Source organism: Paenibacillus sp. GXUN7292 (assembly GCF_050864975.1).
In the GTDB taxonomy this organism is placed as follows: domain Bacteria; phylum Bacillota; class Bacilli; order Paenibacillales; family Paenibacillaceae; genus Pristimantibacillus.
The window spans coordinates 32,207-56,801 of sequence record NZ_JBOZWO010000020.1; the positions used below are offsets into that span (position 1 = coordinate 32,207).

Genomic DNA, 24,595 nt, shown 5'->3' on the forward strand with positions numbered 1-24,595 from the left:
TAATGCCGGCCAATTGCAAACCAGTTACATGCTGCGCTTCGTTAAAAGCAGTAATTATTCGCCTTTATGCTTAGCGATAATTTCTTCAGCAATTGATTTTGGAACTTCTTCATAATGAGAAAGCTCCATGGAGAACACACCGCGTCCTTGAGTACCAGAACGAAGCGTTGTGGAGTAACCGAACATCTCGGATAGAGGCACTTTGGAACGGATAATTTGTGCACCTGCACGGGAATCCATACCTTCGATACGTCCACGACGAGAGTTAAGCATACCCATAACATCACCCATGTATTCTTCAGGAACCGTTACTTCAACTTTCATAATCGGCTCAAGGATTACAGGGTTACACTTTTCCTTAGCTGCTTTAAGCGCCATGGAACCAGCGATTTTAAACGCCATCTCAGAGGAGTCAACGTCATGGTAAGATCCGTCGTAAACGACAGCCTTAACGTCAACTAGAGGATAGCCGGCAATAACACCGTTTTTCATCGACTCTTCAATACCAGCTTGGATTGGAGCGATGTACTCACGAGGAATTGCACCACCAACAACCTTGTTTTCAAATGCAAAGCCTTGGCCAGGCTCTTGAGGGATGAACTCAACCCAACAATGACCGTATTGACCTTTACCACCGGACTGACGAACGAACTTACCTTCGACTTTAGCAGCAGAACGGAATGTTTCACGGTAAGCAACTTGTGGTTTACCAACATTTGTTTCTACTTTAAACTCACGAAGCATACGATCTACCAATACTTCAAGGTGAAGCTCACCCATACCGGAAATAATCGTTTGGTTAGTTTCCTCATCCGTATGAGCACGGAATGTAGGATCCTCTTCTTGCAATTTGGAAATTGCAATACCAAGACGATCTTGGTCAGCTTTTGTTTTTGGTTCAATGGCAACCGAGATAACTGGATCAGGGAAGTTCATTGACTCAAGGATAATTGGATGTTTCTCATCGCATAGTGTATCGCCAGTCGTTGTATCTTTAAGACCAACTGCAGCAGCGATGTCACCAGAGTAAACGATTGAGATTTCTTCACGGCTGTTCGCATGCATTTGAAGAATACGGCCGATACGCTCACGCTTACCTTTAGTAGCGTTAAGAACGTATGAACCGGAGTTCAAAGTACCGGAATAAACACGGAAGAATGTCAATCTGCCAACATAAGGATCCGTCATAACCTTAAACGCTAGAGACGCGAACGGCTCTTCGTCAGAGGAAGGACGTACACCTTCTTCACCATCTTCAAGAACACCAGTAATAGCTGGTACATCAAGTGGTGAAGGCAAGTAGGCAACTACAGCATCCAGAACTGGCTGAACGCCTTTGTTACGGTAAGATGAGCCGGCAACAACCGGGAAGATTTTAACTTCGCAAACACCTTTGCGAAGTACTGATTTAATTTCTGCGACGGAGATTTCTTCTCCCTCGAGATATTTCATCATTAGTTCTTCATCAAGTTCAGCTACACGCTCAACAAGATCTTGACGAAGCTCTTCTACTTGATCAGCGTACTCAGCAGGAATTGGTCCCTGCTCAGGATCTTTACCAAGATCATCTTTGTAAGTGTAAGCTACACGCTCGATCAAATCGATAACACCGATGAAGTCAGATTCAGCGCCCATCGGCAGTTGAATCGCAACAGCATTAGCTTGCAGACGCTCACGCATGTCTTTAATAACATTCAGATAGTCTGCACCGATAATGTCCATCTTGTTAATGTAAGCGATACGAGGAACACCATAACGGTCAGCTTGACGCCATACAGTCTCAGACTGTGGCTCAACGCCTTCTTTAGCACTGAAAACACCAACGGCCCCGTCCAATACGCGCAGGGAACGTTCAACCTCTACTGTGAAGTCAACGTGTCCCGGGGTGTCGATAATATTAATGCGGTGACCCTTCCATTGAGCGGTCGTAGCGGCAGACGTAATTGTAATACCGCGTTCTTGCTCTTGCTCCATCCAGTCCATTGTAGCAGAACCTTCATGAGTTTCCCCAATTTTGTGAGTACGCCCCGTAAAGAACAAGATCCGTTCAGTTGTTGTGGTTTTACCAGCGTCAATATGCGCCATAATCCCGATGTTACGCGTATTTTTCAAGGAGAACTCTCTTGCCATAATTATGTCTCCTTTCGTTTCTCTTAATCCTACCAGCGGTAGTGAGCAAAAGCTTTGTTAGCTTCAGCCATTTTGTGAGTGTCTTCACGTTTCTTAACGGAAGCACCAGTGTTGTTGGATGCGTCGATAATTTCTGCTGCTAGACGCTCCTCCATTGTTTTCTCCCCGCGGTTACGCGAGTAGTTAACCAACCAACGAAGACCAAGAGCTGTACGACGCTCAGGTTTAACTTCGATAGGTACTTGATAGTTCGCACCGCCGACACGACGAGCTTTAACTTCAAGCACTGGCATAATATTTTTCAAAGCTGCTTCAAAAACTTCCATTGGCTCTTTGCCAGTACGCTCTTGAATTAGCTTGAATGCATCATATAGCAATGTTTGTGCAACGCCTCTTTTACCATCGATCATAATGCGGTTGATCAGACGAGTAACCAATTTACTATTGTAAACCGGATCCGGCAATACATCACGTTTTGTAACAGGACCTTTACGTGGCATGAAAAATCCCCCTTCCTTTTAGAGTAGAATCCCCTTAGCTGTTATACATGAGGGGTTTATTATTTTTTAGCTTTTGGACGTTTAGTTCCATACTTAGAACGAGCTTGGTTGCGGTTATTAACACCTGCAGTGTCAAGAGCACCACGAACGATATGGTAACGAACCCCCGGAAGGTCTTTAACACGTCCACCACGGATTAGAACAACACTGTGTTCCTGCAGGTTGTGACCGATACCCGGAATGTAAGCTGTAACCTCAACACGGTTAGTAAGACGCACACGGGCATACTTACGAAGAGCTGAGTTCGGTTTTTTCGGAGTCATTGTTCCTACACGAGTACAAACACCGCGTTTTTGCGGAGCACTAATGCTTGTAATTTCACGTTTTAGAGCGTTATAACCTCTTTGCAAGGCTGGCGATTTAGTCTTAACTACTTTCGCTTGACGACCTTTGCGAACGAGCTGGTTAATTGTTGGCATAATGCCACCTCCTTCCCCAATTCATGTCTTTATGTGGTAGACATTTAACCCTTATTTAAGCCCACAGAGCCAGGCGGTTCATAAATGAACAAAAGCACACCTTTAGCCTTGTCATTAGGCACACTTCGATATATTAACATCTTGCTGCCATCAATGTCAAGGATGTTCGATCATTTTTTGAATTTTTTTTCATCCATACTGGTTGCATTCTATTTCCCCCGCTATTTTACCACTATTTCTAACCGTTCTGCAAAATTAAAACTTATCTGTAACATAAAAAACGAAAGGCTGCTTCGGAAACAGCGCCTGCAGCAGCTTTGAATGGGATGTCATAGATGAAGCTTCGTCTGCTCCCTGAAAAAGATACGTAATAAATTTCTCCTGGCTAAGCTCAAGCTCGTTATATGCAATATGGGACTGAGCATGCAGCTCTACGCTGACCGTTCCACTGGCAATATTAAGGTATGCGTGCTGCGAACCGCATGTTATACGTAAACAGCAGTTTTTATTTCCATACTCCCCGCTTTGCTGCAGCCTTCTTGTAAAAACTCCCGTCATTTTTTTAAGAAGCGGATATAACCCTATAACCTTCCACATCGCGTATTGAATGAGCTGCTGCTGCGCGCCCCACTCAGTTAGAGCGTTAATCAGCACATGATCGCTAGGCAGCTTCGCATGAATGTCGACTGCATCCGGACGCAGCTGCATTAAAGATTGAAATAATGGCACTGCTGCCTTCTCATCCCCTGCCAAATAGATCAGCTCTTCGATATGAGCTCTGCCTTCCATCGTCTTGCTGATTTGTCCATAAGCTGCTGGCCGGCCATTTTTCAAAGCGATCAAGCAAGTGGACGTTTCCCATCTTGGCCATTGCAATTGATCGCGCCAAAAAGATTCCGGCCTTGCCACTGAATACGATCGATTTCGGTTAAAAGCCGCATACATATCTGACATCGCTTCAATATAATCTGAATGGAATGAAATGATTTCGTATTCTGTTTGCAGCTGTACAGGCGGAACTAACGCGCTTTTTATTGCATAGACAGGCTCAGGAACGACATTCCAGCCTAATTTCTCATAAAATGGTGTAATTACAGCAAATAGCAAGGACAGGTCAAAGCCCTGCTCCGACATCCACTCCGTTTGACGGTTTAAAATCTTTTGACAAAGCCTTCTCCCTCTATATTCAGGAAGAGTAGCGACACTGCCTAATCCTCCAACTTTTATTTCCACATCCTCAATTCGGCAGTGGAATGGGAAAATTTGTACAGTTGAAGCAAGCTGCCCATCGCATTTCGCTATCCAGGTCGTCGAAAATGAATATGTCTGATCATAATCCAGACGCTGCTGAAAAAAGTGCTTGCCGTTAGGAAACACCTTGTCCAATATGTCGTAAACGCCTTCCAGTTCCTCGCGATTTTCAACGCTGCGAACTTCAATTGCATCAGAATTCATGCTTATTCTCCTCATCTTTAATAAATTAAATCTTGCGTTGACTTTATAAGGGGATATAATAATTAAACATAGCACACTTGTGAGCGCTCCCACAATATTGAATAACTAACTTTCGATTTTAGCACCAGCTGCGGTAGCGACTTCCCTGTAAAAATAAGTTATGAACAGCAGGTGATCTTATGTCATTGCGTTTAAAATATTTTTTAGTATGCGTGCTGGTGATTACCGTTCCTTTTATGATCAGCGGATTAATTACGTATAAGCAATATATCAGTTTTGTAGAAAAGGATACCAGAAACTATGTCGTGCAGATTACAGATCAAATTCGTATGAATCTGGACAACTATATCGATGAGCTGGACAAAATTACGTTGACACCTTATTACCAGAATGCGGTTATTGCCACATTGGCCAAACATAATAAGCCTTGGAGCGAAAATGTATATGCTGTCAAGGAAGAGCAGCTTAATATGAACCTCTATCTTTCTTCGCAAAGCAGAAAAAATTTTGTCGGGCTCGTTTTGTTAGCTAATGACGGAAGCCTCTTCAGCGATTCCAACGACATCAGCGCTTCAAAGTGGTCCTTGCTAGATGCCGCAGCTGTTGACACTGTCAATCAAGCCGATGGGAAACTGGTTATTCTGCCGCCACATATCGCTTATTATTATAAACGCCCGGCACATGTCTTTTCTGTTGCCCGTTTAATACGGGAACCAGGGACCAATAAACCGCTGGGCACGATAAAAATTGATTTAAATGAAAATGCATTTTTGGAATTTTTGGAAACTGTTAAATTAGGCAATGGAAGCAAGGTGCAGATTATGGACAAGGAAGGCAGAATGTTTTACCCAGAGCTAAGTGGTGAAATATCACAGCAAAACAATCAGGTCACCCCGTTTGCCGTTGACACGGGAGATTTAATTGAAAAGGCCTTTTCCAGCTATTCTAATCTTTTCATTGTCGGGAGCATTTCTAAAAATGAGCTGCATAAGGATGCCGAGAAGCTGGTGCTCTCCACATTGTATTTATCTATTTTATCATTGGTGGTTGCTTATATTATTGCTGCTTTGTTTTCAAATCAGCTGGTCAAGCCTATTCGCAAGCTGCAAATGTCTATGAAGCGGATTGCGCGAGGCTCTTTTACTGAGCGGGTGGCGGTTTCTGCAACGGATGAAATGGGTCAGCTTGCGGTAGGCTTCAACCTAATGGTCAGTGAGATTGAGCGACTTGTGCATGAAGTTTATGAAACCAGAGTAAAGGAGCGCGAGTCCGAAATTACTGCGCTTCAAAGTCAAATCAATCCACATTTTATGTACAATACGCTTGAACTGATTAATATGATGGCGCTGCAGCAAGGCAGCTTGGAAATTTCAGATGTAACGTCGAGCTTTGGAAAACTGCTGCGATATACGGTAGATAAAGAGCGCATGCCAGTCCGCCTAATTGATGAATTCCGCTTTGTAGAAGCTTATATGCAAATTCAGTCATTCCGATTCGGCGACAGCATCGTGTATTCCATCGATTTGCATCCTGAGCTCGAGCAATGCTGGGTACCCAAACTCATACTCCAGCCTATTATCGAAAATGCAATTCAACACGGCGTCGGCGATAGCGGCGGGCAAATTCGAGTGCGCGCAGAAGTCGAGAACGGCGATCTGATCCTCGCAATCGAGGACAATGGCAAAGGCATGACGCCAGAGGATATAAAAAAGATCTATGCCGGACTTTATGAGGAACACAGCAAAAACAAGCAGGAAACTTCAGCCTTCGGCACACGACGCGGGGGATATGCTCTGTACAATTTATTTCATAGAATACAGCTGCTTTATGGGGAGCCTTATGGATTATACATTGATAGCAAAGTCCAGCAAGGCAGCCTTGTTTATTTAAGATTGCCGCTTAGTTGGGAGCTGCCTAATCAAAGGCGTCATCGAGAGGAGGATCAGGATGTATCGCGTATTGATCGTTGAGGATGAAAAGCAAATACGGGAAGGCCTCCGTCAGTTAATCGAAAATTTAATTGGCGGATTTAAAATTGCCGGTGTCGCCGTTAATGGCAAGGAAGGCCTGGAGCTGGCCAGAGCATTACGGCCCGACATTATTATTACCGATATTCGCATGCCTGTTATGGATGGGCTTGAAATGATTTCAAGCATTCGCGAGCAATTCGCTGACGTTGATATTTACATTTTAAGCGGATATGAGGAATTTGAATATGCAAAGCAAGCGCTGCGCTACCGGGTGACCGATTACTTGCTTAAGCCGATAAGCAGAATTGAGCTTGCGCAAACACTTGAGCGTTATAAAGAAAAAAGACAAGCGCAGCATATCCAGGAGGAAGAACGTACAGCAGGTACAGAAAATAGAGATGGTAAAGCTGGCGCCAGCCGAAGCAGCCGTAAGATCATACGCGAAGTTAAGGAATACGTCCAGCAACATCTTGACCAGAATATTACGCTACAGGAAGTAGCTGAAAAGGTTTATTTGAATGCACAATATTTATCCTATTTATTCAAGTGTGAAACCGGTCAAAATTACGGTGAATTTGTAACAGAAGAAAGAATCGGTAAAGCAAAACTGCTTTTAAAAGATACTAACTTGAAAATTAGGGAAATTTCAGTTATGTGCGGCTATACACATGAAAAATATTTTATGAGTGTGTTTAAACAGCACACAGGTGTAACTCCTTCTCAATATCGAGAATTATAATCCCTCGAAATTTTATACCTTTTATCGATTCTGTTGGATTTTAGCCGGTAAGACATATCTTTTATACTTAATTTGTCCACAGGACACGACTGTTTATAAGGGGGATATAGGTATGAAAAAATGGATAGGAGGCATTCTTGTACTTGTTCTCGCGTTCACGGCTGTACTCGGATGCAGCAATGGCAAGAATGGACAAGACTCTGAGAAGCCTGATCAGTCTACTGGAAAAAAGATTAATCTTACGTTCAGTATTGCCGGCAGTGATGAGCACAAAAAAATGTACGAAGATTTAGCAGCAAAATTTACTACGCTTCATCCTAACGTGACAGTTGAGGTCATGAATGTTGTAAATGAAGATTACGATCGTAAGCTTTCTATTATGATGGCTTCCCGTGAAGCACCGGATTTGGGCTGGGTGTTCGAAAGTACTATTCCAACATTGTTTCAAGCTGGCCAACTCTTGGATGTAACAGAAGCATTAAAAGCGGATAAGGAATATGACTTTAATGATTTTTATCCGGCCACTTTGGAATTGCTGACTAACGAGGGAAAAAACTACGGTGTGCCATTTTCTACTCCGACAACGATGATTTTTTACAACAAAACAATGTTTAAAGAAAAAGGATTGAAAACGCCATCAGAGCTTTATACCGAAGGCAATTGGACACTTGAAGAATATTTAAAAGCAGCTCAAGCGTTGACAGATTCATCAAAAGGAATTTATGGGGCGGATTACTTGCATGCCTGGCAGTACTGGTCTTCTACTTTATTGCCGCTAGTTTGGGCATATGGCGGAGATTTGTTTAACGATGACAAATCAGCGATTGCTATTAATTCTCCTGAATCCGAACAAGCGATTCAATTTTACTATGACATGCTGTTCAAGGATAAGGTGCATCCTAAGCCAGGCGACAGCCAATCTACGTTTGAATCCGGACAGGTTGCCATGTTCAAGGATATGTACAGCTTCGTAACAAAAGCTAGAAAAATTACTGATTTCGAATGGGATGTCGCTCCTTTGCCAGAAGGTCCTAAAGGAAGAGGCACACTTATGGGCTATGCGGGCATTGGTGTTTTTTCCGATACGGAGCATCCAGAAGAAGCCGCACAATTTTTAAAGTTTCTAAGCAGCAAGGACTCCATGAGCGTAACTGCGCAATATTTCGTGCCAGGGCGTAAATCTATTCTTGAATCCGAAATTTTTATGAAACCAGATCAGCAGCCCTCACCAGAAAGTATTCAAATTGCTGTATTGGATCAGATGAAGGATGCCCGCGTCAGCCCATCTCATGTAAAATGGCAGCAAATTAATGTTACCGCTCAATCTATTATTGATAAATTGAACACCCAGCAAGCAACGGTTAAAGATGTGCTTATTGAATTGGAGACTGCACTCAACGCTCTAATTACGCCTTAATAATCACTTACAAACTAAATAAAACAGCGAATTTCACCAAGCCTTGGCTTGGTGAAATTCGCAATGCGAGAGGAGGCCTATATTGAAGCTGTCACGACGCGATATGTGGTATGGTTATGCCTTTGTACTGCCTATGGTTGCAGGATATATAATATTTCTTTTAATTCCTATCATTACTGCAATGGTAATGAGTTTTTCAGATTGGTCGTTTACAAGAGAACTGTCCTGGGTTGGCTGGAGCAATTATGACAAGCTTTTGAATCAAGATGCCATTTTCAAAAAATCTTTATTTAATACTTTATATTTTTCAGTTGGATTAGTGCCGTTAAACATTTTGCTCGCCCTCTCTCTGGCTTTACTGTTAAACAGGAACATTAAAGGAATCGGCTTGTTCAGAACGGCGATTTTCACACCTGTCGTCGTTTCCATCGTGGTATGGGCGATTGTATGGAAATATATTTTTGCTACAGACGGGCTTATTAACAGCATTTTATCTTTATTCGGTATAGATGGTCCTGTATGGCTTTATGATATGCATTTGACTATGCCAGTTGTAATTGTGATTAGTGTACTGAAAAATGTGGGGCTCAATATGGTTATATTTTTGGCAGGGCTGCAGGACGTTCCCCGATTATATTATGAGGCCGCAAGCATTGACGGCGCTTCTAAATGGAAAACACTGCTTCATATTACACTGCCGCAAATTTCTCCATCTATCTTTTTAGCATTGATCATAACCTTAATTGGCTCCTTGCAAGTATTTGGACAAGTCTATGTCATGACTGGCGGGGGTCCTGCAAACAGTACGATGGTATTAGTGTACTACATTTATCAGCAGGCCTTTAATTTATATGAATTTGGTTACGCATCTGCGATTGCGTGTGTACTGTTCGCCATCATCTTGGCCCTTACTATTATACAGTGGTACATGAGGAAAAGGTGGGTGCATTTTGAAAACTAAAGCTAATTTAATGAATAAGCTTTTCGTGTACTTGGTCCTAATCATCGTTTCCGTTTTCATCATGATCCCCTTCTTGTGGATGGTAATCACCTCATTGAAGGATCAGACAAAAGTTTTTATGTTTCCTCCTCAGTGGATTCCTAATCCGATTGTATGGGAAAATTATATCGAGGTTTTTAAACAGCAGCCGTTCCTTCTCTATTTTTGGAACAGCTTATACATTGGAGTAATTGTTACTGCGGGTACCTGTGTTCTTTCCGCACTGGCTGGTTATGCTTTTGCTAAAATATCTTTCCCCTTAAAAAACGGACTGTTTTTGTTGTTGTTAAGCGGACTGATGATTCCGGTAGAAGTAACCATTATCCCTCTATTCACTACGTTCGCAAAGCTGAAGCTGTCTAATTCTCATTTCCCGCTAATCGTTCCCCCTATGCTGGGAGCAGGAGGCGCATTCGGCGTTTTTCTAATGAGGCAGTTCTTTATTACAGTGCCAAAAGAAATCGATGAAGCAGCAAAAATCGATGGCTGCACACCATGGCGCATCTTCCATACGATCATGCTGCCTATGTGCCTGCCGGCAATAGCGACTTTATCCATTTTCACCTTTTTAAACAGCTGGAATGATTTCCTTAGTCCGCTTATTTACGTAAACTCCGATCGGCTGTTTACATTGCCTATTGGTTTATCGATGTTTTCCAATATTAACGGCACTTCATGGCATCTCATTATGGCAGCTTCGGTTGTGTCCGCTTTACCGATTTTAATCGTTTTTTTCCTTGCTCAAAAACGCTTTATAGAAGGTGTATCCCTGACAGGGATTAAGTAAGTGATAGATGGAATGGATCATATTCATATCCGCTGCCTATTAGAACGTTTTTTTATTTTGTGCACAACAAAAACGCCTAACGGCGCCGACTGTACGAACTGAAAATGTAACGAAGACTGATAGCGCTATTTAAGCAAATTTCGTTGATATTAATTTTTAACGCAGATCAGATGCTCTATGTGTGAATAAACACTTGTTTAGAGGACCTTTTAGCCTCAATAAGAACATATAGATTCGTTAAAATTTTCAAAAAAGGCATTTTTCGCGTAATAACACTGCCACGCTTCGTTAGATTTCAGCCCATACAAGAAGAAACGCAGCGCGTCCTTGGCTAAGGATGTGCGATATCTCGGTGAAATATAGGATCAAATATAAGATGAAAACATATACTTTCCTATATTTCAAGAATAGACGGCCTCGCCATCCCTCACAGTTGAAAACTTATATTTCAACAAAAAAGCGGTACACACTAAAGAGTGTGTACCGCTTTATTTGTTTATTATTCTGCTACTGTTACTTCTTCAAGATCAGCTTCCAGCTCTTCAGCTGCTTCCTCTTCAATTCCATTAAAGCGAATGTTGCGATAACGCTGCATACCTGTACCAGCAGGAATCAGCTTACCGATAATAACATTCTCTTTAAGACCAAGCAATTGGTCAACCTTGCCTTTAATTGCTGCATCTGTCAAGACACGAGTCGTCTCCTGGAAGGATGCCGCTGACAAGAAGGAATCTGTTTCAAGAGAAGCCTTCGTAATACCAAGCAGAACCGGTTTAGCTACTGCTGGCTCTTGGTCAGAGAAGATTGCTTCATGGTTTGCTGCTTCATATTCATGAATATCAACAAACGCGCCTGGCAGAAGCGTAGTACCGCCTGCGTCAACAATACGGATTTTGCGGAGCATTTGCTTAATCATGACCTCGATATGCTTGTCATTGATTTCAACCCCTTGGTTCCGGTAAACGCGCTGTACTTCTTGAAGAATATAGTTTTGAACGCCCCGAATGCCTTTAATGCGCAGCATATCCTTCGGATCGATTGAACCATCGGTCAATTCATCCCCTGCTTCGATATGCTGTCCTTCTGTTACACGGATTCGAGAGCCATAAGTTACGGCATATACTTTGGATTCCGCTTCGCCTTGTACCTCGATCTCACGACGGTCTTTCGCTTCACGGATTTCTTTGATTACACCATCAAGCTCGGAAATAATCGCTTGACCCTTCGGATTACGCGCCTCAAACAACTCTTGAATACGCGGCAAACCTTGTGTAATATCGTCGCCCGCTACGCCGCCCGTATGGAACGTACGCATTGTAAGCTGTGTACCCGGCTCGCCGATTGATTGTGCAGCGATAATACCGACTGCTTCACCAATCTCGACATGCTTGCCTGTAGCAAGATTTCGTCCATAGCAAATCTTACATACGCCATGACGCGCACGGCAGCTAAGAACGGAACGGATTTGTAGTTTTTCAACGCCTGCTTGAACGATCTCAGTCGCTTTGTTAGCATCAATCAGCTCATTGCGATTAACGATAACGTCGCCTGAGTTCGGATGGCGAACTGTTTCAAACGCATAGCGTCCTTCAATACGGTCGTAAAGATCTTCAATAACTTCTTTGCCGTCTTGAATTTTGCTAACAGTGAAGCCTTTATCTGTACCGCAATCATCCTCGCGTACAATAACATCCTGGGCAACGTCAACAAGACGTCTTGTGAGATAACCGGAGTCAGCTGTACGCAGCGCTGTATCGGCAAGACCTTTACGAGCACCATGCGTCGAGATAAAGTACTCTAGTACGGTTAGCCCTTCGCGGAAGTTGGATTTGATCGGCAACTCAATAATCCGTCCGGATGGGTTGGCCATCAATCCGCGCATACCGCCGAGCTGTGTAATCTGAGATTTGTTACCGCGCGCTTTGGAGTCAACCATAAGCATGATGTTGTTATAACGATCCATTGATTTCATAAGAACGCTCGTAATTTCTTCTTTACAATCGCCCCAGATTTCGATAATTCGGTCATAACGCTCATCATTGGTAATCAAACCACGACGATACTGATTCATAACTAGAGCAACCTTCTCATCAGAGCTCTTCATAATTTCACTTTTCTCTGGCGGAATAATTACGTCGGCTACGCCGATTGTAATACCAGCCTTAGTAGAATATGTGAATCCAAGCTCTTTGATTCGGTCTAGAAGAATAGCTGTCAAGGTTGTGTCATATATACGGAAGCATTCTCCAATAATCAGGGCCAGGTAATCTTTACCGATAGCCGGCGGAATAGTAGCATCTTCTGTATATTTGCGAAGGTCAGCACCTTTTTCGCTTATGAAATACTTATCCGGTGTGCCTTGCAGCAAGTTTCCTTTTGTAGCCTCATTGATGTATGGGAAGTCTTTCGGGAAACTCTCATTGAAAATAATCTTACCCACTGTTGTAACGAGCAAGGAATTATTCTGTGACTCTGTGAACTGCTTTTTATTAAGAACTCTCGCTGGAATAAACACACGCGCATGCAGGGAAACTGCTCCACGCTGATAAGCGGATACCGCTTCGTTAACAGACGAGAATACAGAACCGCTGCCTAGTGCTTTATTATTATCCATCGTTAGATAGTAGCTTCCTAGCACCATATCCTGTGATGGAGTTACAACCGGCTTGCCATCCTTAGGGTTAAGGATATTGCCGGATGCCAGCATAAGCAAACGAGCTTCTGCTTGAGCTTCCGCAGATAGCGGAACGTGCACAGCCATTTGGTCCCCGTCAAAGTCAGCATTGTAAGCTGTACATACGAGCGGGTGAAGCTTGATTGCACGGCCTTCAACAAGAATTGGTTCAAACGCTTGAATACCAAGTCTGTGAAGCGTTGGCGCGCGATTCAGCAATACCGGATGCTCACGAATAACTTCCTCTAGAACATCCCATACTTCTGGACTTACACGCTCAACTTTGCGCTTAGCGCTCTTAATATTATGAGCAAGCCCTTTATTAACAAGCTCTTTCATAACGAAAGGCTTAAATAGCTCTAGAGCCATTTCTTTCGGCAAGCCGCATTGGTACATCTTCAGGTTTGGTCCTACAACGATAACGGAACGTCCTGAATAGTCAACACGCTTACCCAGCAGGTTTTGACGGAAACGTCCTTGCTTTCCTTTAAGCATATGGCTTAGAGATTTAAGCGGACGGTTACCAGGACCTGTTACCGGACGTCCACGACGTCCATTATCAATCAAGGCGTCTACCGCTTCTTGCAGCATACGCTTCTCGTTTTGCACGATAATATCCGGAGCGCCCAAGTCCAATAGGCGCTTCAAACGGTTATTGCGGTTAATAACGCGGCGGTACAAATCATTAAGGTCAGATGTCGCAAAGCGTCCGCCGTCCAGCTGAACCATTGGGCGAAGCTCCGGCGGAATAACCGGAAGCACATCAAGAATCATCCAGTCCGGCTCATTGCCGGAATTGCGGAATGCTTCAATAACCTCAAGACGCTTGATCGCACGATTACGGCGCTGACCTTGAGCTGTGCGCAGCTCTTCTTTGAGCTGACCAAGCTCCTTTTCAACATCGATGTCCTGAAGCAGTTTTTTGACTGCTTCAGCACCCATGCCAGCCTGGAAGCCGTAGCCATACTTTTCGCGATAGCTGCGGTACTCCTTCTCAGATAGCAATTGCTTTTTCTCAAGCGGTGTGTCGCCTGGATCTGTTACTACATAAGATGCAAAGTATATGATCTCCTCAAGGGAACGAGGAGACATATCAAGCGCCAGACCCATACGGCTTGGGATGCCTTTGAAGTACCAGATGTGAGACACAGGAGCGGCAAGCTCAATATGTCCCATGCGCTCACGGCGCACTTTCGCACGAGTTACTTCGACGCCACAACGGTCACAGACTACACCTTTGTAACGAACGCGTTTGTATTTGCCGCAATGGCACTCCCAATCTTTGGTCGGTCCAAAAATTTTCTCGCAGAAGAGTCCTTCCTTCTCCGGTTTTAACGTCCTATAGTTGATTGTCTCCGGCTTCTTAACTTCTCCGCGGGACCACGAGCGTATCTTGTCAGGCGAAGCCAGACCAATTTTCATATACTCGAAGTTGTTCACGTCCAACAAGGAGCAACCCTCCTTCGTCATGTATGGCTATTATTCAACGCCGACTTCGGCGCCTTCCAGATTAAGGTTGAGCTTATCGCCCGTAGCCTCATCATCTTCATCTATTTCTTTCATTTCGATCTCTTCTTCGTTCTCAGTCAGGATTTTGACATCCATACCTAAGCTTTGAAGCTCCTTGATCAAAACTTTAAAGGATTCAGGTACGCCAGGCTCAGGAACATTCTCGCCCTTAACGATCGATTCATATGTTTTCACGCGTCCAACAACGTCATCGGACTTCACCGTCAAAATCTCTTGCAGGGTATACGCTGCGCCATATGCCTCAAGTGCCCAAACCTCCATCTCACCAAAACGCTGACCGCCGAATTGTGCTTTACCACCAAGCGGCTGCTGCGTAACAAGAGAGTAAGGTCCAGTGGAACGAGCATGGATTTTATCATCAACCATGTGCGCCAGCTTAATCATATACATAACGCCGACTGTAACCTCGCGTTCGAAGCGATCTCCAGTACGACCATCGTAAAGAACAGTTTTACCGTTACGCTGCATGCCTGCTTCTTCCATCGTATCGAACACATCTTCCTCGTTCGCACCGTCGAATACAGGTGTAGCAGCATGAATGCCCAGATACTTACAAGCCATTCCCAAGTGAACCTCAAGCGCCTGACCGATGTTCATACGAGATGGAACACCTAGCGGGTTAAGCACAACTTGAACCGGCGTGCCATCTGGAAGGAACGGCATATCCTCTTCCGGCATAATACGCGCGATAACCCCTTTGTTACCGTGACGTCCAGCCATCTTATCGCCTTCAGAAATTTTACGCTTCTGAGCGATATATGCACGTACCAGTTGATTTACGCCAGGAGGCAGCTCGTCGCCGTTCTCACGCGTAAACACTTTAACATCTACAACGATACCGTCGGTACCATGCGGCACACGCAAGGAAGTATCGCGAACCTCACGAGCTTTTTCGCCGAAGATTGCATGCAGCAAGCGTTCTTCAGCAGTAAGCTCCGTCACGCCCTTAGGCGTTACTTTACCTACTAGAATATCGCCAGCGCTAATCTCGGCACCAATTCGGATAATACCGCGCTCATCCAGATTACGAAGAGCTTCTTCGCCAACGTTAGGAATATCGCGAGTAATTTCCTCTGGACCAAGCTTCGTATCGCGAGCTTCTGATTCATATTCTTCAATATGAATAGAAGTAAATACATCTTCCTTCACGAGACGCTCGCTAAGAAGAATCGCATCCTCGTAGTTGTAGCCTTCCCAAGTCATAAACGCTACGACTACGTTGCGGCCTAGTGCCAATTCGCCTGTTTCAGTCGAAGGACCATCAGCTAGAATGTCGCCCTTCTTAATGATATCGCCCCTGCGCACTAGAGGTCGCTGATTAATGCATGTTCCTTGGTTGGAACGAGTAAACTTATGCAATTTATGCTTAACCAAATCGCCATTAACCGGCTTGCCATCAACCAACTCCACACGGCGCAGCCATATTTCGTTAGCAGATGAACGTTCAATGACGCCATCATATTTAGATACTACGCAAACGCCGGAATCTTTAGCTGCCTTATGTTCCATACCTGTACCTACGAAAGGAGCTTCTGGAACAAGCAGCGGAACAGCCTGACGCTGCATGTTCGATCCCATCAGAGCACGGTTGGAGTCATCGTTCTCCAGGAACGGAATGAGCGCCGTTGCAACTGAAACAACTTGCTTAGGGGATACGTCCATATAATCAACGCGATTACTCGGCATAGTCAAAATATTATCTGCCTGCTTGTTGTAACGTACGATCGTTTGCGATTCTGCGAATTTGTTATCTTCTGTCAGAGGCGCATTCGCTTGCGCAATGATGTAGTTATCCTCTTCGTCGGCAGTCAAATATGAAATTTGTTCTGTTACAACGCCAGTCTTTGGATCAACCCAACGATATGGCGCTTCAATAAATCCGTACTCATTAATTCTTGCATAAGAAGACAAGGAGTTGATCAATCCGATGTTCGGACCCTCCGGTGTTTCAATCGGACACATACGGCCATAGTGAGAGTTATGAACGTCACGAACTTCAAAGCCCGCACGCTCACGAGTCAAACCGCCTGGTCCCAGTGCAGACAAACGACGCTTATGCGTAAGCTCAGCAAGCGGGTTAGTCTGATCCATAAATTGCGAAAGCTGGGAGGATCCGAAGAACTCCTTGATCGACGCAATTACTGGACGTATATTAATAAGCGCTTGAGGCGTAATCGCATTTGCATCTTGAATGGACATGCGCTCGCGCACTACGCGCTCCATACGGGACAAACCGATACGGAACTGATTTTGCAGAAGCTCTCCAACAGAGCGAAGACGACGGTTGCCCAAGTGGTCAATATCGTCTGTGCTGCCTACGCCATGAAGCAGGTTGATAAAGTAATTAATGGAAGCAATAATGTCTGCAGGTGTAATATGTTTAACACTCTTGTCAATTACACCATTAGCAATTATTTTAATTACTTTGCCTTCATCATGCGGTGAGAATACACTGATAGCCTGTAGTGGTATACTATCGGCATCAAGCACTCCATTAGCGACATGATAAGTTTTGAAGCCTACATTGGTTTCAAGCTTATCAAGAATTTCATCCAACAAACGGCGGTCAATCATTTGGCCCGACTCGGCAATAATTTCACCTGTTGTCGGATCAACCAAATTTTCAGCCAGCTGCTGGTTGAATAATCTATTTTTAATATGAAGCTTTTTGTTAATCTTGTAGCGGCCTACATTGGCCAAATCATAACGCTTTGGATCGAAGAAGCGCGCAACCAGTAAGCTCTTTGCGTTTTCAAGCGTCGGCGGCTCGCCCGGACGAAGGCGCTCGTAAATTTCAATCAAAGCTTTTTCCGTTGAATCGGTGTTATCCTTATCAAGGGTATTGCTAATATATTCATCGTGACCAAGCAAATCCAAAATTTCCGCATTCGTGCCAAAACCAAGTGCGCGCAGCAACACCGTTACCGGTATTTTACGCGTACGATCGATACGAACATAGATAATGTCCTTCGCGTCGGTCTCAAGCTCCAGCCACGCTCCGCGGTTTGGAATTACAGTTGCCGTGTACGTTTTCTTTCCGTTCTTATCAACCTTCGTGCTGAAGTACACACTTGGGGAGCGAACCAATTGACTGACAATTACACGTTCGGCTCCGTTAATAATAAACGTGCCTGTCTCGGTCATAAGCGGGAAATCTCCCATGAACACTTCTTGCTCCTTGACCTCGCCAGTCTCCTTGTTATAAAGCCGTACTTTGACTCGCAAAGGAGCTGCATAAGTCACGTCGCGTTCTTTCGACTCGTCAACCGAATATTTCGGTTCGCCTAAGCTATAGTCGATAAACTCAAGCGATAGATTGCCCGTAAAGTCCGAAATCGGAGAAATATCCTGGAACAATTCAATCAAATCATTATCCAGAAACTTCTCATACGATTTTTGTTGGATTTCAATCAGGTTCGGGACTTCCAGCACCTCGTTGATCCGAGCGTAGCTCCGGCGTTTGCGCCGACCATACTGAACAAGTTGTCCTGCCAACTTAACCTCACCCCTCATGTCTGTCTCACAGCATCGATATTTCACTGCGCTACTCTTGACGACTGTTTCTCAGTCGCCTATAGTGATAAATAAAGAAAAGCCCTTATCGAATATCAACTCGAAAAAAGAGCATGTTTCAGCAGCATGCCACTCGTAGCGCGGGTACGATGGTATCCTATCAAGTAATTTTGCCCAAAAAACAAACGTCGTAGTCAATAAAGGCAAATTTTATGCAAATCCGCGCGCCTAAAATTCACACTTGACATTTTAGTGAACTAAAGCGTTATTAGCCCATTTTATGCTGACATTTTATAATTCTACCATATTCAAAAAGTCAAGTCAATATTTTCATGACTTACTTTCAAAAATAATATCCAATCTTCATATATTGATCCAATCAGCCTTTTATTGCTTTGAAAATACGATATCCCTTATCTTTTGTCACTTCTATCACTTCCGCAAATAACTGCTCAAGCTTTTCCTTCGCCGATGGCGCTCCCTGTTTTTTTTGAATAACGATCCACATGCCGCCGCCTTCATTGAGCAACTGCGAACCCTCTTCAAAAATGCGATGCACCGTCGCTTTTCCTGCTCTAATTGGAGGATTTGTTACTATAACATCAAAGTGCTCGTCTTTGACAGATGCAAATAAATCACTTTGAAGAACAGTAACATTAGCAATCCCATTAAGCTTTGCATTTTCAGTCGATAATTGTACTGCTCTTTCATTAATATCTATCATCGTAACATGCCCTTGCGGCGCAAGCTTCGCTGCCGACAAGCCAATAGGCCCGTAGCCGCATCCCACATCTAGCACCTTCGCGGTTTTATCAATTTCTAACGCTTCGATTAAAACACGGCTGCCATAATCAACACCCGTTTTCGAAAAAACGCCAGAATCAGTCATGAACTTCATCTTTTCGCCCCGTAATACCGTTTCATGAACCTGCCTTTGATGCGCCGCCTCCGGCCTTTGGGAATAATAATGACCTGACATTTTAATTACCTCCATTGCAAAATAAAAGACAGAGCGACTTTGCCGTCTTGTCAAATTTTAAACGAAACCCCTTGAAACATAATGGTTCCAAGGGGTCCGTCAGCTCTTCGAATGCCTAGCAATGGAGAGCCATTATAGTTTTAAAGCAAACTTATTTTACTTCTACAGCTGCGCCAGCTTCTTCAAGCTTAGCTTTAACTGCGTCAGCTTCTTCTTGGCTAACTTTTTCTTTGATTGGTTTTGGTGCGCCGTCAACAAGTTCTTTAGCTTCTTTCAAGCCAAGACCAGTGATTTCGCGAACCACTTTGATAACGTTGATTTTGGAAGCGCCAGCGCTGTTAAGAATTACGTCGAATTCTGTTTGTGCAGCAGCTTCAGCAGCGCCGCCGCCAGCTACAACTGCAACTGGAGCTGCAGCAGTTACGCCAAATTCTTCCTCGATTGCTTTAACTAGATCGTTCAATTCAAGAACAGTCATACCTTTAATGGCTTCCAAGATTTGCTCTTTAGACATAATTAGTATACCTCCGATAATGGTTTTATTTTGGTAGTGTGATCGATCACTCGATCCGATTCTATATCTTCATGCAGCAAGCTGCTTCTGAACATAAGAATACTTAAGCTTGTGCTTCTTGCTTTTCTCCAACCGCTTTAACCGCAAGCGCGAAGTTGCGAACTGGAGCTTGCAATACGCTAAGCAACATAGAAAGCAAGCCTTCGCGGGAAGGAAGCTCTGCAAGTGCTTTAATTTGTGTTACATCAACAACTTTACCTTCAACAACGCCGCCTTTAAGTTTCAAAGCTTCGTTTTTCTTTGCAAAGTCATTAAGAATTTTCGCTGGAGCAATAGCATCGTCACCGCTAAATGCGATAGCAGATGGACCTGTCAAAACTTCGTTAAGCTCGGACAAGCCAACGCCTTCAGTAGCACGGCGAACAAGAGAGTTTTTCAATACTTGAAATTCTACTCCTGCTTCGCGCAACTGCTTGCGAAGTTCAGTTACTTGCGAAACATTCAAGCCGCGGTAGTCAGCAACTACAGTAGTTGCGCTTTGCGAAAGCTTTGATGCGATTTCAGCAACCGCCGCTTCTTTTTGTTGAATGATTTTTGCGTTAGCCAAACCGTACACCTCCTGTTTGATTTCAAATACAAGCTCATTACTGATAATGAGTCTGTGCATCCCGTCTTAGGCCGGGCATCCTTTGCCTCGATGCATGAGAATGGCCTTCGCAGACGATGCGAAGGCCATGATTCGTTATCCGATTGCTATTACCAAAGGCAATTAGCTCTTAAACGTATATCATAACACCTCGGTAGGGAATTAAGCCTGATGGCACCTACTGTCTACGGTATGCGTGTTCGAATTTAAGTTCTGAATCTGAGTCTTAGCGGAAGTCCGCTGCATTAACGCGAGCACCAGGGCCCATCGTAGCAGAAACAGAAACGTTTTTCAAGTAAACCCCTTTAGCCGCAGCTGGCTTAGCGCGGTTAAGTGCATCAATCAAGGCTTTCGCGTTGTCAACTAGCTTGTCAGCATCGAACGAAGCTTTGCCGATTGGCGCATGGATTTGACCTGCTTTATCAAGACGGTATTCAATTTTACCGGCTTTAATTTCTTGAACGGCTTTAGCAACATCAAATGTTACTGTGCCAGCCTTAGGGTTAGGCATAAGACCTTTACCACCAAGGATACGTCCAAGCTTACCAACTTCAGCCATCATGTCCGGCGTAGCTACGCAGACATCGAAGTCAAACCAGCCTTGTTGGATTTTGTTGATCATATCTGCATCGCCAACATAGTCAGCACCAGCAGCTTCAGCTTCTTTCACTTTTTCGCCTTTAGCGAATACAAGAACTTTTTTGCTCTTACCAGTTCCGTGCGGAAGAACGACTACGCCGCGAACCGCTTGGTCCTGTTTACGAGGGTCTACGCCAAGACGAACTGCCATTTCAATGGACTCGTCGAATTTAGCAGTAGCAGTTTTTTTAACAAGATCGATAGCTTGAGCTAGCTCATAAGTAGCTTCTCTATCGATTAGCTTAGCAGCTTCAACATACTTTTTACCGCGTTTTGCCATGATATATCCTCCTTAGTGGTTATAACGGATGTCCTCCTGGGGACATTCCTCCCACACAAAGCCTCAGCTTTGCATAGCTTGTTTGAGCACTTATATGCTCAAAATTAGTCGACAATATTGATGCCGATACTTCTTGCTGTACCTTCAATCATACGCATAGCTGACTCAACGTTAGCTGCGTTCAGATCCGGCATTTTAGATTCTGCAATTTCGCGTACTTTCGCACGGTTAACTGTAGCAACCTTCTTCTTGTTTGGCTCGCCTGAACCCTTCTCGATACCTGCTGCTACGCGAAGCAACACTGCTGCTGGCGGAGTTTTAGTTTCGAAAGTGAAGGAACGATCCTCAAATACAGTGATCACAACTGGAATAATCAAACCTGCTTGATCTGCTGTACGAGCGTTAAACTCTTTACAGAACGCCATAATGTTGACGCCCGCTTGACCGAGTGCCGGACCAATCGGAGGAGCCGGATTCGCTTTACCTGCAGGAACTTGCAGTTTAACCAATTTGATGACTTTTTTCGCCATGACTGACACCTCCTTACTCTAATATCGATGCGTCAGCAAAGAACGCAATCTCGGAAACCTCTGCTAAATCTTTTCCACTTGAGTATAGTCAAGCTCAAGAGGGGTTTCCCTGCCAAACATGTTGACATGAACCTTCAATTTCGCCTTATCCAGCAAAATTTCTTCTACTGTTCCGACAAAATCTGTAAAAGGACCTACTTTAACTCGTACAGTCTCTTTCAGTTCGAACTCGATCTTCGGCTTCGGCTCTTCCATGCCCATGTGTTTCAAAATCTGATCCACTTCATCAGGCAATAGCGGAGTCGGCTTTGAGCCAGATCCAGTAGAACCGACAAACCCCGTTACGCCCGGCGTATTGCGAACAACATACCAGGAATCATCCGTCTGAACCATCTCGACAAGAACGTATCCAGGGTAGACTTTGCGCTGAACGGTTTTTTTCTTGCCGTCCTTCTCTACAACCTCGTCCTCCATCGGCACGAGCACGCGGAAGATTTTGTCTTCCATGCCCATCGATTCAACCCGGCGCTCCAAATTGGCTTTCACCTTGTTCTCATACCCGGAGTAAGTATGCACGACGTACCATCTTTTTTCCATCACAAATCCACCTTTGTCCCCTTCTTAAACAATAAGTTCAACCAGAGACGAGATTCCGATGTCAAGAAGCCAGAAATAAATCGTCACAAGAATAACCGTTACAAAAACAACGATTGAATAGCTTGTCAACTCTTTACGATTCGGCCAGCGAACCTTCTTCAGTTCCGCCCAGCTGTCGGCAAAAAAACTAAACATAGAACCGAAACCTTGCTTTAGTTTAGCTAAAAATGCCACGGTCACACCTCCATTTGACTATCTCGTCTCGCGATGAGGAGTCTGCTCGTTACAGAACTTGCAAAACTTCTTCAACTCGATGCGGTCGGGGTGATTGCGTTTGTTCTTGCTGCTTGCATAGTTTCTCTGTTTGCAGTTTGTGCATGCCAACGTGATAATAACCCGCATTGAATTACACCTCCCGAACTGCTCAAAAATACGAATCATGAAGCTTTATATGAAGTTCATTGATTCCTTAGCCAAAACGAAAAAAACCTCGATTCAAGGCCTACCTAAACACTTTATCATATGGCATATTTGATGTCAATGTAAAAGCATCAAGGTTCTGTAAATCCTCGACTCTCTATCTAATAGAGTTAGACAGGTCTTCTTCTCGGAATATAAGCAATTGCTGCTCCTACTCCATCAGTATTGTCGTTTTTTACACATTTAAACGAACAGGCTGTCTTCATGATCCGAACCAGTCAGGTCAAGAAGACAGCCCATTGCAAAACTGATTGAAATTATAATATAAATGATCATTGCGATGCTGCTTGTGACAGCTGACTAATTATACTTTTCCGCCGAAATCTCTTACTTCCAAATAGCGCTCAAGCTTGCGCTTGACCCGCTGCAAAGCATTGTCAATGGACTTTACATGCCTGTCCAAATCAACAGAAATCTCTTGATAGGATCGGCCGTCCAAATAAAGCATGAGTACTTTGCGCTCCAGATCACTTAATATTTCGGACATCTTATCTTCAAGCCCGACAAATTCTTCCTGATTAATGATCAGCTCCTCCGGATCTGAAACCCGGGTGCCGCAAATGACATCAAGCAGCGTACGATCAGAATCTTCATCGTAAATGGGCTTGTCGAGTGATACATAAGAGTTAAGAGGAATATGCTTTTGTCTCGTAGCCGTCTTAATGGCCGTTATAATCTGCCTGGTAATACACAATTCCGCAAAGGCTTTAAAGCTGGCCAGCTTGTCCCCTCTGAAATCGCGTATAGCTTTGTACAAGCCGATCATGCCTTCCTGAACGATATCCTCGCGGTCTGCTCCGATAAGGAAATAGGATCTGGCTTTCGCTCTTACAAAGTTTTTATACTTATTGATTAAGTACTCCAGCGCCAGACTGTCGCCATCACGGACCGCTTCAACAATCTCCTCGTCCGAATTGCTATCATAATCGAGCGTACTCCATTCTCTGAGGTCGATACTCACCAACTATCCCTCCGGCCTGCAAGGCGTACACTGGTAGACTTATACCCTTGAAATATAGAGTCAGTATACATGATGGAACCTTCTACCGTCAACCAATCGGCCGTTAATTTTAGACGATATATTAGAAAAGTTGGCATTTTGTTACAAATGTCACTTTAGTCCTTGTTCCAGCTTAATCAAAATCTATCCTTCGATCTATAAACATTTCCTATTGGTTTACTTGATTTTTCTGTTCCAGCCTGTTACTTTTGCTTGCCTCTTCGCAATTTTTCGAGTTTGCTCCATACGTCCAAGCTGACTATCTCATCAACGGAGTTCCGTTTGCTTGCATGCGTTTCTTCTTTCACCGCAGCTTCAATTTGTTTTCTATTCTGGCCAATGTCTATTAAAAGCTCGCGCGCCGATATGCGCAAAGCGCCCTTGCCGAATGCGACGTGCTGTTCGACGAGATCAGAGGTAGCGACATAAATATTGCGCCTGCGCACAAATAGCTCGGAGCATAACCGTTCAATACATTCGTCGGCCGTCTCTTTCTCCTTCGTATATACAATCGTAAGCTTATGCTGCTTATAGGTAGCTCCGCGGCCCGGAACTTGATGAGCATCGAATACCACATATACATCCATACCGGTATACCCTTGATAATCAGCCAGCATGTCCAGCAGACGATCCCGCGCATCCTCCAAATCATGCTCCTTGAGACGCTCAAGCTCCGGCCATGCCCCGATCATATTATAGCCATCGACAAGCAGAACATCTTCACGCCGCTTCATCA

21 protein-coding genes and 1 other annotated feature are annotated in these 24,595 nt (G+C 44.2%); of the genes, 5 read left to right on the plus strand and 16 right to left on the minus strand.

Annotated elements, in window-relative coordinates; genetic code table 11:
* Positions 1-54 precede the first annotated feature (54 nt).
* The 4 genes from fusA to ACRRU2_RS16795 form a co-directional block, all read right to left on the minus strand.
* Complete coding sequence (gene fusA / locus ACRRU2_RS16780; protein ID WP_331702095.1) at positions 55-2,130, minus strand: elongation factor G; 2,076 nt, start codon at positions 2,128-2,130, stop codon at positions 55-57.
* A gap of 29 nt (positions 2,131-2,159) precedes the next feature.
* The gene (gene rpsG / locus ACRRU2_RS16785; protein ID WP_331702096.1) at positions 2,160-2,630 is read right to left on the minus strand and encodes a 30S ribosomal protein S7; all 471 of its coding nucleotides are present in this window, start codon (positions 2,628-2,630) and stop codon (positions 2,160-2,162) included.
* Positions 2,631-2,689: 59 nt separating this feature from the next.
* Positions 2,690-3,109, minus strand: coding sequence for a 30S ribosomal protein S12 (gene rpsL, locus ACRRU2_RS16790; RefSeq protein ID WP_331702097.1), 420 nt, complete (start codon positions 3,107-3,109; stop codon positions 2,690-2,692).
* Between the two features lie 255 nt (positions 3,110-3,364).
* Positions 3,365-4,564, minus strand: coding sequence for a GNAT family N-acetyltransferase (locus ACRRU2_RS16795; protein WP_432503371.1), 1,200 nt, complete (start codon positions 4,562-4,564; stop codon positions 3,365-3,367).
* Positions 4,565-4,743: 179 nt separating this feature from the next.
* Between ACRRU2_RS16795 and ACRRU2_RS16800 the strand changes: the two genes are divergently transcribed.
* The 5 genes from ACRRU2_RS16800 to ACRRU2_RS16820 all read left to right on the plus strand — a co-directional run bounded on the left by ACRRU2_RS16800 (position 4,744) and on the right by ACRRU2_RS16820 (position 10,477).
* Positions 4,744-6,534 (plus strand): sensor histidine kinase, encoded by a 1,791-nt coding sequence (locus tag ACRRU2_RS16800; RefSeq protein ID WP_432503374.1) that lies wholly within the window; start codon positions 4,744-4,746, stop codon positions 6,532-6,534.
* Positions 6,512-7,273: a response regulator transcription factor gene (locus ACRRU2_RS16805; RefSeq protein ID WP_432503376.1), complete on the plus strand. Its 762-nt coding sequence runs from the start codon at positions 6,512-6,514 to the stop codon at positions 7,271-7,273. The genes ACRRU2_RS16800 and ACRRU2_RS16805 overlap by 23 nt, the downstream gene beginning before the upstream one ends.
* A 112-nt stretch (positions 7,274-7,385) precedes the next feature.
* Positions 7,386-8,690: an ABC transporter substrate-binding protein gene (locus ACRRU2_RS16810; protein ID WP_432503378.1), complete on the plus strand. Its 1,305-nt coding sequence runs from the start codon at positions 7,386-7,388 to the stop codon at positions 8,688-8,690.
* Between the two features lie 82 nt (positions 8,691-8,772).
* Positions 8,773-9,651 (plus strand): carbohydrate ABC transporter permease, encoded by an 879-nt coding sequence (locus ACRRU2_RS16815; RefSeq protein ID WP_331702102.1) that lies wholly within the window; start codon positions 8,773-8,775, stop codon positions 9,649-9,651.
* A complete protein-coding gene (locus ACRRU2_RS16820) occupies positions 9,641-10,477 on the plus strand; it encodes a carbohydrate ABC transporter permease (protein ID WP_331702103.1) in 837 nt (278 codons plus the stop codon). Before ACRRU2_RS16815 ends, ACRRU2_RS16820 begins: the two co-directional genes overlap by 11 nt.
* 499 nt (positions 10,478-10,976) lie before the next feature.
* On the opposite strand, the gene rpoC is transcribed toward ACRRU2_RS16820, so the two are convergent.
* The 12 genes from rpoC to ACRRU2_RS16880 all read right to left on the minus strand — a co-directional run bounded on the left by rpoC (position 10,977) and on the right by ACRRU2_RS16880 (position 24,593).
* Positions 10,977-14,621 carry a DNA-directed RNA polymerase subunit beta' gene (gene rpoC, locus ACRRU2_RS16825; protein WP_432503381.1) on the minus strand — a complete coding sequence of 1,215 codons (3,645 nt, stop codon included), beginning with the start codon at positions 14,619-14,621 and terminating at the stop codon, positions 10,977-10,979.
* Between the two features lie 9 nt (positions 14,622-14,630).
* Positions 14,631-18,194 carry a DNA-directed RNA polymerase subunit beta gene (gene rpoB / locus ACRRU2_RS16830; RefSeq protein ID WP_432503383.1) on the minus strand — a complete coding sequence of 1,188 codons (3,564 nt, stop codon included), beginning with the start codon at positions 18,192-18,194 and terminating at the stop codon, positions 14,631-14,633.
* Positions 18,195-18,573: 379 nt separating this feature from the next.
* A complete protein-coding gene (locus ACRRU2_RS16835; protein WP_331702458.1) occupies positions 18,574-19,173 on the minus strand; it encodes a class I SAM-dependent methyltransferase in 600 nt (199 codons plus the stop codon).
* A 151-nt stretch (positions 19,174-19,324) separates the two neighbouring features.
* On the minus strand, positions 19,325-19,687 hold the full coding sequence (rplL, locus tag ACRRU2_RS16840) for a 50S ribosomal protein L7/L12 (RefSeq protein WP_331702457.1): 363 nt from the start codon (positions 19,685-19,687) through the stop codon (positions 19,325-19,327).
* Between the two features lie 103 nt (positions 19,688-19,790).
* Positions 19,791-20,294, minus strand: a complete 504-nt coding sequence (gene rplJ / locus ACRRU2_RS16845) for a 50S ribosomal protein L10 (protein ID WP_331702456.1) — start codon at positions 20,292-20,294, stop codon at positions 19,791-19,793.
* 87 nt (positions 20,295-20,381) lie between these two features.
* Positions 20,382-20,542, minus strand: a sequence feature (ribosomal protein L10 leader region).
* A 17-nt stretch (positions 20,543-20,559) separates the two neighbouring features.
* Positions 20,560-21,252 carry a 50S ribosomal protein L1 gene (rplA, locus tag ACRRU2_RS16850; protein ID WP_331702455.1) on the minus strand — a complete coding sequence of 231 codons (693 nt, stop codon included), beginning with the start codon at positions 21,250-21,252 and terminating at the stop codon, positions 20,560-20,562.
* A 104-nt stretch (positions 21,253-21,356) separates the two neighbouring features.
* Positions 21,357-21,782, minus strand: coding sequence for a 50S ribosomal protein L11 (rplK, locus tag ACRRU2_RS16855; protein ID WP_331702454.1), 426 nt, complete (start codon positions 21,780-21,782; stop codon positions 21,357-21,359).
* A 63-nt stretch (positions 21,783-21,845) separates the two neighbouring features.
* On the minus strand, positions 21,846-22,379 hold the full coding sequence (gene nusG / locus ACRRU2_RS16860) for a transcription termination/antitermination protein NusG (protein ID WP_331702453.1): 534 nt from the start codon (positions 22,377-22,379) through the stop codon (positions 21,846-21,848).
* 24 nt (positions 22,380-22,403) lie between these two features.
* Positions 22,404-22,613, minus strand: a complete 210-nt coding sequence (secE, locus tag ACRRU2_RS16865; RefSeq protein WP_331702452.1) for a preprotein translocase subunit SecE — start codon at positions 22,611-22,613, stop codon at positions 22,404-22,406.
* Positions 22,614-22,631: 18 nt separating this feature from the next.
* Positions 22,632-22,781, minus strand: coding sequence for a 50S ribosomal protein L33 (rpmG, locus tag ACRRU2_RS16870; protein ID WP_015847242.1), 150 nt, complete (start codon positions 22,779-22,781; stop codon positions 22,632-22,634).
* Positions 22,782-23,163: 382 nt separating this feature from the next.
* On the minus strand, positions 23,164-23,820 hold the full coding sequence (gene sigH / locus ACRRU2_RS16875; RefSeq protein ID WP_331702451.1) for an RNA polymerase sporulation sigma factor SigH: 657 nt from the start codon (positions 23,818-23,820) through the stop codon (positions 23,164-23,166).
* A 242-nt stretch (positions 23,821-24,062) separates the two neighbouring features.
* Complete coding sequence (locus tag ACRRU2_RS16880) at positions 24,063-24,593, minus strand: NYN domain-containing protein (protein ID WP_331702450.1); 531 nt, start codon at positions 24,591-24,593, stop codon at positions 24,063-24,065.
* Between the last annotated feature and the right edge of the window lie 2 nt (positions 24,594-24,595).

What these genes read in the sequence shown, in the direction of transcription:
- fusA (WP_331702095.1), bottom strand. Translation starts at nt 2,130, where the DNA reads ATGGCAAGAGAGTTCTCCTTGAAAAATACGCGTAACATCGGGATTATG.
- rpsG (WP_331702096.1), bottom strand. Translation starts at nt 2,630, where the DNA reads ATGCCACGTAAAGGTCCTGTTACAAAACGTGATGTATTGCCGGATCCG.
- rpsL (WP_331702097.1), bottom strand. Translation starts at nt 3,109, where the DNA reads ATGCCAACAATTAACCAGCTCGTTCGCAAAGGTCGTCAAGCGAAAGTA.
- ACRRU2_RS16795 (WP_432503371.1), bottom strand. Translation starts at nt 4,564, where the DNA reads ATGAATTCTGATGCAATTGAAGTTCGCAGCGTTGAAAATCGCGAGGAA.
- ACRRU2_RS16800 (WP_432503374.1), top strand. Translation starts at nt 4,744, where the DNA reads ATGTCATTGCGTTTAAAATATTTTTTAGTATGCGTGCTGGTGATTACC.
- ACRRU2_RS16805 (WP_432503376.1), top strand. Translation starts at nt 6,512, where the DNA reads ATGTATCGCGTATTGATCGTTGAGGATGAAAAGCAAATACGGGAAGGC.
- ACRRU2_RS16810 (WP_432503378.1), top strand. Translation starts at nt 7,386, where the DNA reads ATGAAAAAATGGATAGGAGGCATTCTTGTACTTGTTCTCGCGTTCACG.
- rpoC (WP_432503381.1), bottom strand. Translation starts at nt 14,621, where the DNA reads ATGACGAAGGAGGGTTGCTCCTTGTTGGACGTGAACAACTTCGAGTAT.
- rpoB (WP_432503383.1), bottom strand. Translation starts at nt 18,194, where the DNA reads ATGAGGGGTGAGGTTAAGTTGGCAGGACAACTTGTTCAGTATGGTCGG.
- ACRRU2_RS16835 (WP_331702458.1), bottom strand. Translation starts at nt 19,173, where the DNA reads ATGTCAGGTCATTATTATTCCCAAAGGCCGGAGGCGGCGCATCAAAGG.
- rplL (WP_331702457.1), bottom strand. Translation starts at nt 19,687, where the DNA reads ATGTCTAAAGAGCAAATCTTGGAAGCCATTAAAGGTATGACTGTTCTT.
- rplA (WP_331702455.1), bottom strand. Translation starts at nt 21,252, where the DNA reads ATGGCAAAACGCGGTAAAAAGTATGTTGAAGCTGCTAAGCTAATCGAT.
- rplK (WP_331702454.1), bottom strand. Translation starts at nt 21,782, where the DNA reads ATGGCGAAAAAAGTCATCAAATTGGTTAAACTGCAAGTTCCTGCAGGT.
- nusG (WP_331702453.1), bottom strand. Translation starts at nt 22,379, where the DNA reads ATGGAAAAAAGATGGTACGTCGTGCATACTTACTCCGGGTATGAGAAC.
- rpmG (WP_015847242.1), bottom strand. Translation starts at nt 22,781, where the DNA reads ATGCGGGTTATTATCACGTTGGCATGCACAAACTGCAAACAGAGAAAC.
- ACRRU2_RS16880 (WP_331702450.1), bottom strand. Translation starts at nt 24,593, where the DNA reads ATGAAGCGGCGTGAAGATGTTCTGCTTGTCGATGGCTATAATATGATC.